The sequence below is a fragment of the Rhizobium sp. BK376 genome (assembly GCF_004341625.1).
Classification (GTDB): Bacteria; Pseudomonadota; Alphaproteobacteria; order Rhizobiales; family Rhizobiaceae; genus Rhizobium.
Window position 1 is genome coordinate 156,044 of the sequence record NZ_SLZG01000006.1, and the last position, 12,519, is coordinate 168,562.

Annotated in this window: 12 protein-coding genes; 4 read left to right on the forward strand and 8 right to left on the reverse strand. The window is 60.1% G+C overall.

The genetic code is table 11. The features are described 5' to 3' along the window. The first annotated feature begins 3 nt into the window (after window positions 1-3). The gene (locus EV561_RS17110) at window positions 4-534 is read left to right on the forward strand and encodes a chromate transporter (RefSeq protein WP_132523500.1); all 531 of its coding nucleotides are present in this window, start codon (window positions 4-6) and stop codon (window positions 532-534) included. Between the two features lie 11 nt (window positions 535-545). On the opposite strand, the gene EV561_RS17115 is transcribed toward EV561_RS17110, so the two are convergent. The 8 genes from EV561_RS17115 to EV561_RS17150 form a co-directional block, all read right to left on the reverse strand. Beyond that, window positions 546-1,493, reverse strand: coding sequence for an ABC transporter permease (locus tag EV561_RS17115; protein WP_132523501.1), 948 nt, complete (start codon window positions 1,491-1,493; stop codon window positions 546-548). A 5-nt stretch (window positions 1,494-1,498) separates the two neighbouring features. Further along, window positions 1,499-2,473 (reverse strand): ABC transporter permease, encoded by a 975-nt coding sequence (locus EV561_RS17120; protein ID WP_132523502.1) that lies wholly within the window; start codon window positions 2,471-2,473, stop codon window positions 1,499-1,501. Between the two features lies 1 nt (window position 2,474). After that, complete coding sequence (locus EV561_RS17125; protein WP_245512699.1) at window positions 2,475-3,968, reverse strand: sugar ABC transporter ATP-binding protein; 1,494 nt, start codon at window positions 3,966-3,968, stop codon at window positions 2,475-2,477. A 30-nt stretch (window positions 3,969-3,998) separates the two neighbouring features. Then, window positions 3,999-5,012, reverse strand: a complete 1,014-nt coding sequence (locus tag EV561_RS17130; RefSeq protein ID WP_132523503.1) for a substrate-binding domain-containing protein — start codon at window positions 5,010-5,012, stop codon at window positions 3,999-4,001. A gap of 145 nt (window positions 5,013-5,157) precedes the next feature. Next, entirely contained in the window at window positions 5,158-6,042 is an 885-nt protein-coding gene (locus EV561_RS17135; RefSeq protein ID WP_245512700.1) for an SMP-30/gluconolactonase/LRE family protein, read from the reverse strand. A 2-nt stretch (window positions 6,043-6,044) separates the two neighbouring features. Then, window positions 6,045-6,236 carry a 4-oxalocrotonate tautomerase family protein gene (locus EV561_RS17140; protein ID WP_132523504.1) on the reverse strand — a complete coding sequence of 64 codons (192 nt, stop codon included), beginning with the start codon at window positions 6,234-6,236 and terminating at the stop codon, window positions 6,045-6,047. Window positions 6,237-6,356: 120 nt separating this feature from the next. Further along, entirely contained in the window at window positions 6,357-7,103 is a 747-nt protein-coding gene (locus EV561_RS17145; protein WP_132523505.1) for a response regulator transcription factor, read from the reverse strand. After that, the gene (locus EV561_RS17150; RefSeq protein ID WP_132523506.1) at window positions 7,104-8,375 is read right to left on the reverse strand and encodes a histidine kinase; all 1,272 of its coding nucleotides are present in this window, start codon (window positions 8,373-8,375) and stop codon (window positions 7,104-7,106) included. Between the two features lie 306 nt (window positions 8,376-8,681). Here EV561_RS17150 and EV561_RS17155 point away from each other — a divergent pair, with 306 nt between their 5' ends. The 3 genes from EV561_RS17155 to EV561_RS17165 are packed head-to-tail and all read left to right on the forward strand — an operon-like array spanning window position 8,682 to window position 12,516. Then, the gene (locus EV561_RS17155) at window positions 8,682-9,428 is read left to right on the forward strand and encodes a DUF3365 domain-containing protein (RefSeq protein WP_132523507.1); all 747 of its coding nucleotides are present in this window, start codon (window positions 8,682-8,684) and stop codon (window positions 9,426-9,428) included. Continuing rightward, window positions 9,425-12,139: a response regulator gene (locus EV561_RS17160; RefSeq protein WP_132523508.1), complete on the forward strand. Its 2,715-nt coding sequence runs from the start codon at window positions 9,425-9,427 to the stop codon at window positions 12,137-12,139. The genes EV561_RS17155 and EV561_RS17160 overlap by 4 nt, the downstream gene beginning before the upstream one ends. An 11-nt stretch (window positions 12,140-12,150) precedes the next feature. Continuing rightward, the gene (locus EV561_RS17165; RefSeq protein ID WP_132523509.1) at window positions 12,151-12,516 is read left to right on the forward strand and encodes a response regulator; all 366 of its coding nucleotides are present in this window, start codon (window positions 12,151-12,153) and stop codon (window positions 12,514-12,516) included. Window positions 12,517-12,519 lie beyond the last annotated feature (3 nt).

The following is a 12,519-nucleotide window of genomic DNA, read 5'->3' on the forward strand; positions in this document are numbered from 1 at the left end:
GTCATGCAAAATCCGCTCTGGAACCTCGCCGTCGTCTTCCTGCCGCTGTCGATCGTCACCATAGGCGGCGGACAGAGCGCCGTTGCGGAGATCCACCGGCAGGTGGTCGATCTCCATCACTGGCTCACGCCGAACCAGTTCGTCGACGCCTTCGCCATCTCCCGCATGACACCCGGGCCGGGCTCGCTGCTGGTCACATTGATCGGATGGCAAGTCGCCGGTTTTTGGGGCGCGGTCGTTGCAACGCTTGCAATTTTCGGTCCGACGGCCTTCCTGATCTATGGCGTCGCGCATGTCTGGTCGCGCTATCGGGGCGCCCGCTGGCAGGTCGCGCTGGAAACGGGCCTGCGTCCTGTCGCGGCCGGCATGATCGTGGCCTCGACCTATGTCCTGATGCGATCGATGGACGGCGGATGGCAGGCGTTACTGGTATGCCTCACCGCAGCGGTCGGACTGACGATGACACGGATCAATGCCGTCATGGTTCTTCTGCTCGGAGCGCTCGGCTTTATCGGCCTGACGATGCTCGCCTGAACCTCAGGCCTTCACGTCTGCGATTTCTGGCCGCCAGCCGCGGTGATAACGCCGACGATGATAAGACCGGTCAGAAGAAGACGGACGCCTGCGCTGACACCGAAGGTGTTGAGCATGGTCAGAAGCAGCACCAGAAAGAGCGCCGCCCCCCATACGCCGGGCACATTTGCCTTGCCTCCCGCAACCGAGGTCCCGCCGATAACGACGACGGCGATGGAAGCGAGCAGATATTCGTTGCCGATATCGACATTGGCGCCGCGGAAATAGCCGGCAAGAAGGGCTCCGTTCAACCCGGCCAACGTGCCTGACAGTGTGTAGGTGAGGAAGCGCACCCAGCCGACATGGACGCCGGCGAGCCACGCGGCGCGCATATTCTGCCCAATCGCAAGGACTGAGCGGCCGTAGATCATCCGGCGGAGTGCAACGGCTGCCCCGACCGTGAACAATGCGATGAGAATCGCAAGCAACGGAATGCCGAGGACCTGCACATTGGTGAAAGCAGCAAAGCCGGGCGGCGGCTTGATCTGCAATCCGCGTCCATAGCTGATATCGATCGACTGGATGATAAAGCTTGCCGACAGCGTGGCGATGATCGGCGGGATACGCAGCGCCCAGATCAACAGGTAGTTGACGGCGCCGATCACAGCGCCGCTGGCAAGGGCCGCCAGAAGTCCAACTGCGATCATGCTGTCCTGTCCGTCCATGACCTTCATGGCGACGGCGCTGGCAAGACCGATATTGGCCGGCAGGGAAAGGTCGACATTTCCGGGACCAAGCGTAATGACGAACATCTGGCCGACGCCGGCAATGACCATGAAGACCGCGAGGGAAAGCGCTGCCGTGATCATTCCCCCGGCACCATAGCCGCCGGTAAAGATGATCGTGGCGAGCCAGACCACCAGCGCGCCGATGAAGGACCATATCCAGGGCAGTGCTGCGAGTGCCTTGATCTGCCGCATGCTCTTCAAGCCTCCCTTCGGCTGATCAGAACGCGCGCCGCAAGCACGATGATCAGGATCGCGCCGTTGGCTGCCACCTGCCAGTCCGGCGGAATATGCATGAAAGTGAGAAGCGAGGAGGCGGCAAGCGCAAGCGTCAAAGCGCCGAGAACCGCGCCGATCGGCGAGACCCGCCCGCCCATGAATTCCCCCCCGCCTAGGATGACACCGGCAATTGCCAGCAACGTGTAGCCGTTGCCGATATTGGCGTCGCCCGATGAGGTGATGCCGATCAGGGTCATGCCGGAAAGAACGCCGAAGACGCCGGCGAGTGCAAACAGGGTCACCTTGGTTCGCAGCAACGACCAGCCGGCGCGGCTGAGCGCTGCGGGATTACCGCCGGATCCGCGCAGGATGACCCCGTAAGAGGTCTGCATCAGCCCGAAATGCACGACAGCCGCGATCACCACGGCCGCGACAATCGGAAAGGGTACGAAAGGTGGCTTGAAGGAGGTGATTGCCTGGAGCCATTCCGGCGCCTTGCCGCCGGGCTTGGGCAGCACCAGGATCGCCAGACCCTGCCAGACGAAACTCATGCCAAGGGTAACGACGATGGAGGGAAGATTGCGCAGGTGGATGAGCGCGCCCAGAAGCGCATAGACCCCGATCGAGCCAAGCAGGACGACCACGCCAAGCAGCGGCGCGTCGCGCAGCCACGTCGCCGTGACGCAGCCGACGAAACCGACGAATGTTCCGATCGACAGATCAAGTTCGTTACCGGCAATGACGAACATCTGCGCAATCGTTGCCAACGCGATCGGAATGGCGAGGTTGAGCATCAGGCTGAAGCCGAAATAGGAGATCGCCCGCGGATTGAGCCAGGCGATGGCGATCAGCACCAGCGCCAGCGACAGTGCCGGCAACAGCGCGCGCAGGGCCCGGGCGCGCCCGGCAGACCCGCGGGCCGTCTTGAAAGTATTGTACGGAGAGACAACCGTCATATCAGCCCGCCTCCACGAAAGAGGATTGAATGATCTTCTCCTCGGTCAGTTCGTCCCTGCGCAAATCGGCGACGATGCGGCCGTTCTTGAAAACATAGACGTGATGGCAATTGTCTAGTTCCTCGGTCTCGGTCGTGTACCAGACGAAAGTCCTGCCCTTCTGCGCTTCCTGACGGATAAGGTCGTAGACTTCGAGCTTGGTGCCGATATCGACGCCGCGCATCGGATCGTCCATGAGAATAATGTCCGCATCCGAACCCAGTGCGCGCGCAAAAAGCGCCTTCTGCTGATTGCCGCCGGAAAGCGACAGGATATTGTTGTTCAGGTCGGGCGTGCGGATGCCGATCTTCTTTTGCCAGAGTTGCGCAAGCTCTGCCTCCCGTTTTGGCGAGATCAACAAACCATTGCGCAGCCGCGATAGCGAACGGATGCCGATGTTCTCGGCGATCGACCACTGCGGGAAAATGCCGTCAGACTGCCGGTCGCCCGCAACAAGCGCAACCGGCGCGTTGACCTCGACGCCGGCCTTGCGGCGGCTGGCAGCCTTGTAGATCGAGAGAAGAAGATCGGTCTGCCCATGTCCGGCAAGGCCGGCAAGTCCGATGATCTCGCCCGCATGGGCAAGAAGTTCGACCCCATCGCTTTGACGCGCTGGCCGGGCTTTGACACGAAGCGCACCGACGGGTCTGTCGTCGAGCCTGGTCTCGGCGCCCGCCCTCTCGCGATGCTCCGCCCCGCCCATGGCCGCAACCAGCCGATCGCGGTCGAACCTGTCGGCTGAATCTGCGGCAACGACCTTTCCGTCACGCATCACGACGATACGGTCGGCATTCTGCAGCACCTCGCCCAGAACATGCGAAATCAGAATGCAGCTGCCGCCGCTTTCCACGAAGCGTCGGACGAAGGAAAGAAGCTGGCCGGCCGTATGCGCATCCAGCGAAGAGGTCGGCTCATCCAGGATCACGAGGTTGAGCGGGCTGTCTGTCACCGTGAAGGCGCGGGCGACCTCCACCATCTGGCGCCGGCCGATGGATAGATCGGAAACGATGTCCGACGCATCGATGGTGTGGTCGGGGAAAATCTCATCCAGTTTGGCAGCAACGAGAGCTGACGCCCTTCGGCGCCAACCGAAGCCACGCAGCGACGGATGATTGATCCGTGTATTCTCGGCAACCGAAAGGTTCGGGCATAAAGAAAGCTCCTGGAATACGCAGCGGATGCCAAGCTTCTTGGCGCGGCTGACGGAATAGCTGTCCTCTATGGCATCCCCGACTGTCATCTGGCCCCGGTCGAGCGGCAGAGTTCCGACAAGCATATGCATCAAGGTCGACTTGCCGGCCCCGTTGTGGCCGACAAGCCCGACGCACTCGCCACGTTCAACTTTGAAATCGACCCTGTCCAATGCGCGAACGGCGCCGAAATGCTTTTCGGCGTCGTTCAGCCTGATGAAGCTTTTGGGAGCGTCAGCCAGCACCTGCATACCCCAAACTGTCATCACGAAGGGCAAAGATCAAAGCAGCAGCCATCACTTGATGTTCGCCTTGATCGCTGCGATGGCATCCTCCTGCGAGTATTCCTTGCTAGCGACGCCGCCGACCGGAATATCAGGCAGATGCTGCTCGAAATCGTCCTGCGTATAGGCAAGATAGGGAACGAGCAGGTCGTGCGGAATGTCCTTGCGGCCGTCAAGAACCTGCTGGGCGACCCAGAAGGCGAGCGTCGAGACACCAGGGGCGATCGAAGCGGACCAGGTCTTGTATCCGTCCTTCGCCTTCTGCTCCTTCCAGTATTCAAGCTCATCCTGGCGATTGCCCATGATGATAGTCGGGCGCGGCTTGCCGCCGGCAGCAAAGGCCTGCGCAGCGCCATAACCGTCACCGCCCTGGGTGACGACGCCGACAACGTCAGGCAATGACGGCAGCACGGTTGCGACCGCCTTCTGCGCGGTGGTCTGGTCCCAATTGCCCGTTACGGAGTTGACGATCTTGAACTGCGGATTGGCCTTGACGCCTTCCAGTAGGCCCTTGTGGATGGAATCGTCGATCGAGGTGCCGGCGAGGCCGCGGATCTCGAGCAGATTGCCACCGTCCGGATGGATCATCTTCATCTGTTCGATTTCCTGCTTGCCCATGTCCTCGAAGTCGACGACGACGCGGTAGGCGCAGGGTTCGTTGACGATACCGTCGAAGGAGACGACGACGATGCCGGCATCGCAAGCCTGCTTGATCGCGCCGTTCAAAGCATCGGGCGAAGCAGCGTTGATGACGATGGCGTCATAGCCCTGCAGAATGAGATTCTGGATCTGGGCTGCCTGTGTCGGCACTTCCTGGTCCGCCGTGGTAAAGACATCGGCAGCACCGACGGCCTTGTCGGCCACGGCCTTCTTGGTGACGATGTCGTAGCTCTTCAGCATCGCCTGTCGCCAGGAATTGCCGGCATAGTTATTGGAAAAGGCGATCTTCTTGCCGCTGGTATCAGCAAGAGCCGTACCGGAAGCGAGCGTCGCAGCAAGGACGCCAAGAACGAATAGTTTACGCATTTCGATCCTCCCTAGAGTAATTGACCTCTCTCTGTCTCCCTTCGGCCATCGGCTCCTCTTCCGATGTTTTCGCGATCCGCGATTCCAAAGGCACCCCCGTTACCGATCCTTGGATCGGTAACGCCTTGCAACCGGCTTGCCGGCCTCAGAACAGTCTCAGCCCTGGCACGCGCACCCTCAGTCGGTGCAGCGAGCTCGATGCGGTAATATACAGACTCATCAAGTCGTCGTCACCGAAGGCAAAATTCGCGCAGGGTTCCGGCGTCCGGATGACGCCGAGCGCGTTGCCCGACGGGTCGAAGACATGAATGCCGCCTGGACCACAGCAATAGAGATTCCCGCGGCTGTCGATCTTCATGCCATCGGGCGCACCCGGCTCCTCGCCCTTGGTTTCCGCCCAGACCGCCCCGCCGATCAGCTCGCCCTGCGGCGTGACGTTGAAAACGCGGATGTGCTGGCGTTCGGTATCATTGACGAACAGCCTGGATTCATCGAGCGAAAAGCAAAGGCCGTTCGGCTGATCGAAATCCGAAGCCAGGAGCGTGAGGCCCGACCCATCCGGATCAACCCGGTAGACACCTCGAAAGGAAAGCTCGGGATCGCGTGGGATGCCATAATATTCCATCCGGCCAAAGGTCGGATCGGTGAAATAGATCGCCCCACCCGTTGCGACCACAATATCGTTCGGGCTGTTCAATTCCTTGCCCTGATAGTGCGTCGCAAGCACTGTCGTCGAGCCATCGGGCTCAAGCCGGGTGACGCTGCTGGTCGCATGCTCGCAGGTGAGCAACCTGCCCTCGCGATCGAGCGTATTGCCATTCGCCTTGTTGCTCGGCCGCCGAAAATCCTCGATGACACCGGAAAGCTGGCGCACATACATGCGGTTTTCCGGCATGTCGCTGAAAACAAGCCATTTTTCATAAGGGTGCCACACCGGCCCCTCGGTAAAGCCAAGGCCGCTTGCAAGCGTTTCCAGCGCGGAATCGCCCACAACGTCGGCAAAGCCCGGATTGCGCGAACCGTTCGACATGTTCAGTTCGCCGGCTTTTCGGTCGTCTTGCCGCCCACATACCAGTCGGACGCCGCCACATCCTCGAATACGACCCATATCGCTTCCTTTGGCAGCTCGGCGACTTCGCTGACAGCCTCGGTAACGCGCCGCGCAATCTCGTTCTTGCGCTGCTGGGAATGACCTTTGAGAATCTGAATATTGACGAACGGCATGCAACACTCCTCCCCTCATGCTTTATTTTTTGTTGCTGCCAGATTAACCACGATCCCCAGGCCCACGATACGTTTCAAAACGCATCGCCGACTGTGTGTTTGCACACTCGTAAAGGTGGCTCACCGTTCCCTCGGCAGCACATCGACCCGATCGAGCCAGTCCTCGAGATTTTGCTGCTCGCGCCGGAGGGCGTCGACATTGATCAGGCCGCGTGCCAGTGCGAGATAGATTGCCCGCGTCCGCGAATTGAATATGGGCAGGTTGTTGTCAGCCGGTTCTTCCAGCGTAGCCACGCCAAGCTTCTCATAGAGATGACGGATGCGGGCCTGAGCGCCTCTCGTCGAAAGCCCCCTGCGCGCCGCAATCGCCTTGTCCGTCAGTCCGAGCGCCAAGTCTATGAGGCTCTCATACTCGCTGTCGGTGATGCCTTCCAATCGGTCCTGAACACGGTGCTGGATGCCGCGCACTTCACGATCAATGATGCAATGCCCCTCAGCAAAGACGCCGCGCAACGCCGACCGCATCCCCTCCTCCGATGCCGACTTCAGCACATATCCATAGACAGTGCCCGGCGGCACGATGCGCGCTACGCCTCGCACATAGGACTCATCGGCGAAATTCGACCAGAACAGGATGTTCGTGTCTGCTCGACTTGCCCAGATCGAGCGTGCGACCTCGATACCGGTCGCCTTCGGCAGCTGAAGATCGAGCACCACATAGGGCGGCTTGCGCTGCCGCGCCATGTCGATGGCGACATCGCCGCTGCTTGCCTCTATGACCTCGACATTGCCAGGCCACAGATGTTCGATCGTGGTCCGCGCAAAGGTGCGATGCAGACTGTCGTCCTCGGCAACCATCACTAACATCTAAAGGCTCTCCATCGCTGCGAACGGGGCTTCCGATGCTGGCGATACTGCTGCCCCCCAGCTCCGCGTGATCTCGATTGCCACCCGCGTGCCACCTTTGCGGCCGACGCGACCGATCCTCAGCCGTGCGCCGATCAGCGCGGCACGGGTATGCATGTGGCTGATGCCACCGGCGGCTCCGGGGTCGATATTGTCGCATCCGATACCATCATCCGTGACGACCACTCGCAGGATTGTCGGTGTTGCGTCGATCCGCACCTCTATGCATCGCGGGGCACCGTGCCGGACCGCATTGTTGATCGCCTCCTGGGCAATTCGGTAGATCGCAGTCAATATGCGCTCGGGAAGCGCGTCGGCAGCGCCATCGCTGGAATCATGCATCCGTACGGCGATCGAGGGCGTCGCGCGACTGACGCTTCGGTTCAGATGCGCCTCGATGGCATCGCGCAGACCGAACAGTTCGAGCACGCTCGGGCGCATGTCGTCGACGATGTGACGCAACTCCGTCAGGCAATTGACCACCTCGCGTTCCAGTTCCGCAAGCTGCGCCGAACCGGCGACGCCTTGCCGATGGAGAGCCGAGACCTGGCGTACAACACGGGCGAGATCCGCCAATGTCTGGTCATGGAGATCCATGGCAATGCGCCGTCGCTCGCGTTCCATACCTTCGGTGAGACGGGCAGCACCCACCCGCAGAAGCTCTTCGCGATTGCGTGCATCGCTCTCCGCGAGCATCGCCCGCCGAGCCTCCTCGCTTTGGATCAGGGCGAAGATATAGGGCGCGATGAACTCGGCACAGTGCTGCGCAATTTCAAGATGGGAATGATCGTAGTAAGCCGGCTCGTGCAGGCTGATGTTCAGGGCACCGATGATATTGGCGCGCGCCCTGAGCGGCACGACGATGCGACTGCGCAGGTTGGCGGCAAAAATTGGACCATCGAGCGCGCCCGGAAAATGAAAGCGTGGATCGGCCAAGGCATCCTGCGTCATCAGGTAGGGCACCTCGCCGCGCAACACGGCGCGCACGGGACTGAGATCGACCGGCAGAGGACGCTGGGCAAGCTCGCTCCAACTTGTACGGCAACCTGTTTCGTAGCAGATGTGCGTGCGTCCTTCGTCCAGGATCACCGCAATATCCATGTGTTCATGCGGCAGAAGCGTTCTGATCTCCACGGCGACCTCACCCAGCGCGGCACCGGGATCGGTATGGCCGGCAAAGGCACGCGATATCGAGAGCAGCCTGTCCATCAGCTGCGCTGCCGTATATGTCATGGCTCGAAGTCCTCCCTCTTCTCCCATTCGACCATGATGCAGCAACTGATGCCGGTCGCGCTACCTTTCCTTTGATCTAGATCGATGGATGGGCCCGTTGTTATCGTCCGACCGGGAATGCAACGATCTCCAACGTGGTCGCTATCGGACGATCAGTCGAATACCCGTTCAGCTTCCGCCCATCGGGATGATTTCGACCAGTGCCATTTCATGAGGCTGCCATCGGAGAACGCGGCATTAATAACTTTTGAAGTTTAGCTTATACTGATATTATCGCGCTGCAATCACGACAATATGGGGCTCAATATGCGGCGCGGCCTGATATGTGGTGTCCTTTTTGCTGGGGTCGCGGTCTGCGCTCTGGCAGGTTTTGTTGCTGCCAACGAAGACGATATCGTTACAGGCGGCCGGCTCGCTGCAATGTTGAGCGCCGGAAGAGCCGTCATTTCGAGCCATCAAACACTGATCAACGACGAAACCCTCGGGAACAAGAACCTGACCGGGCAGCGTGTCGTCGACGAGGCGCTGGCGATATTTGCGCAACGCAAGGGCGATTCCGTAACCGATCAGAATTTCGACCCGCTGGACAAACAATTGTTCGATGCCCAGGTCGCCTCGATCAAGGAGGTCGTCGACGAGCACCAGGGGTTGATCAATACAATGGGCCTCGGCTTCAAGGGGTTCATTCCTTCAACCTTCGCCCGCCTGGTCAACGAGCGGTTCGAGGAAAAGGTCGGCGATATTGCAAAGGTAAAGCTGACGGCCCCGGAGGAACTGATCCGCAACCGCAAGGCCCGTCCCGACAATTGGGAACAGCATGTCATCGAGAGCAAGTTTCTCTCTCCCGATTGGCCAAAGGGCAAATCCTTCACGGAGCAGGTGGAGGTGAATGGCCGCCCATCGTTTCGCATGCTCATTCCCGAATATTATTCGCCGTCCTGTCTGACATGCCACGGCAAGCCCAAGGGCGAGGTCGATGTGACGGGCTATCCCAAAGAGGGAAAAGCCGAAGGTGATCTGGGCGGTGCGGTCAGCATCACGCTGTTCAAATGAGTGCGCTCGCGACCATTCCGACACGGATCGGACATCTCACAAATCGCAAGATACCGCTCCGGCTGATCTGTCTTTCCGCCGGTCTTCTCGGCGCTCTGCTGCTGACCATCGCCTTTATGGCGCACGACCTGCGTGAAAATCAACGGCGTGTGGAGGAAGCCAACGCACGCTTTCACATGTTCGACGATGCGGCAAAGGCACACCGGCATTTCGGCGAGTTGCGCTATTGGCTGACGGACCTCTCGGTCAGTCTTCTGACACTCTCCGAGCGGAGAGCGGAAGCGGCTCGCAAAGCACTGGAAGGGGATCTGACCCATGTCAGGCTGTTCGCACCGGCCGAAGCGGACACCATCCTCGAGGGCGCGAACGCCTATTACGACAAGGCGATGGAAGCGGTCGATGCCTATACCAACGACAATAGAGTTGTCGGCAACACGCGCCTGGCCGCCGCCAGAACCCACAGCGATGAAGTCGATGCCGTCCTCATGTCCCTCGAACAACGGCTTGAGAACGAGGCCGATCTGGCACGGGACGCAGCCGATGCGACAGCGCGCAACACCTACATCCGCGCCCTGATTGCCGTTGGTGTGACGACGATCGCCTGCATTGTCATGACCTGGCTGGTGCTTCGCTCGATCCTCGTCCCGCTCGGCCGCGTCGACAGGGCAATGACGCAATTGACGAAGGGCCAGGAAGACGTCGAGCTGCCGCCTGAGGGCGCCGACGAATTCGGGAAACTTTCCACGACGCTGCGGCTGCTACGCGACAGCCAGACAAGGCGGCGCGAACTTGAGGCCATAGCAGAGCGTCAGCGCAATACTGTCATGACAGCAATGGAAACCATCCCCGATGGTTTCGCCTTGTTCGATCCAGATGATCGGCTGGTCATGGTCAACCAGCGTTATCTGGAATTGTTTCCGGAAACGGCAGAGTTCATGACGCCCGGAAGACCCTTTGAAGACATCGTTCGTGCACAGGTCGAACGCGGTACGGCCAAAGTGGGAAGTGCGGGGGTCGAGAGCTGGGTGGCTGACGCCATACACCGCCACCATGAGCCTCAGGGCATGATCGAACGGCAATTCTCCAATGGGAGCTGGGTGCGCATAGCCAAACGCAAAACGCCGGAGGGCGGTACCGTGGCCGTCTATACCGATATAACGGATCTGAAACGCCGTCAGACCGAACTCGAGACAGCCCGTCGAGGAGCAGAAGTCGCCAGCCAGGAAAAGAGCCGTTTCCTCGCCTCGATGAGCCACGAACTGCGCACGCCGTTGAACGCGATCATCGGATACAGCGAAATCCTCATGGAGGATGCAAACGAGCTTGGACAGACCGATTTCGTTGCTGACCTCAACAAGATCATGGGATCGGGCCGCCATCTTCTCTCGCTGATCAATGACGTGCTTGATCTTTCCAAGATCGAGGCCGGCAAGATGGAGCTCTATGTCGAACGTCTCAGCCTGCGGCAACTGCTGATCGAGGTCCAAAGCACCATTGCTCCCCTGATCGCCAAGAGACGCAATCGACTGGTGGTGACTGCCTCGGTCGAACCGGACGAGATTGAAACCGACAAGACCAAGCTGCGGCAGAACCTCTTCAACCTGCTGTCGAACGCCGCAAAGTTCACGGAAGACGGCGAGATCAGGCTTGCGGTGAGACGCTACGGTGACGAAGGCGGAGACTGGTTGGAGTTCGCCGTCAGCGACAGCGGTATCGGCATGACCAAAGAGCAGCAGCAGAAGCTATTCCAGGCCTTCGTCCAGGTCGATTCATCCACCACCCGCAACTACGGCGGAACCGGGCTCGGCCTGACGATCACACAGCATTTCATCACGATGATGGGAGGTACGATTACGGTCGAAAGCGAGTTCGGCAAGGGTTCGACTTTCCGGTTCGTAATTCCGGCCGTCAGCAAGACCGAGGTCGTTCCCGAAGCGCCGCCACGGAACGATGGGGCGGAAATTCCATGCTCTCGTGCCGTTGTCATGGTGATCGATGACGAGGCGCAGGCTCGCAAACTGGTCTCCGAGGCGGTTCGCAGCGCCGGATTTGACGTCGTTGAGGCTGCCAGCGGAGAAGAAGGCTTGGCGAAGGCCCGAAAGTTGCGTCCGGACGCGATCGTCCTCGATGTGATCATGCCGGGGCAAGACGGCTGGTCCGTGCTGCGCGAGATCAAGTCCGACAACACGATCTGTGATATTCCCGTCATCCTGGCGACCGTCGTGGCGGATCGCGAAATGGGACTGGCCTTCGGCGCCGTCGATCACCTGATCAAACCGATCGACCCGAAGCAGTTGATCGACACGTTGAACGCGGTTGCCGGTGAAGACCGGCATGACGTGCTCGTCGTCGATGACGATCCGCCGACCCGCGAACTTTTCCGCAGGCTGCTGATAAGGGAAGGCTGGCGAGTGCGGGAGGCCGTCGATGGCTGCCGCGGTCTCGAACAGCTGGAAGCCGGCCGGCCGACGATCATCGTTCTTGATCTGATGATGCCGAATGTCGACGGCTTCGCCTTTCTCAAAGCGGTCAAGAGCAGACCGGACCTGATCGATATCCCCATCGTGGTCGTGACCTCGAAGGATCTGACGCGAGACGAGCTGGATTGGCTTCACACTCATTCAAATGAAATCGTCAGGAAGGGCACGAAGGGCCGCGCCGATCTGATCGCCGCCGTGAAGCGGCATGTTCCATTGCGCGAAGAGGCATAGGGAGGGACAGAATGGTCAAGATTCTTCTCGTCGAGGACAATGAGATGAACCGCGACATGCTCTCCCGCCGGCTGGAAAAACGGGGATATGAGGTGGTAAGCGCGACGGATGGGCTGGCGGGCGTCGAGGCCGCAGTCACTGCCAAGCCGGATCTCGTCCTGATGGATATGAGCCTTCCCGTGATCGACGGATGGGAAGCAACGAAGCGGATCAAGGAGAACCCTGCCACGTCAGCCATACCCGTGATAGCCCTCACCGCGCACGCCATGTCCGGCGACCGCGAAAAGGCGATGGAAGCAGGCTGCGACGACTATGACACCAAGCCGATCGAATTGCCGGGGCTGCTCGACAAGATCGCTCGACTGACCGGGGGATGACGA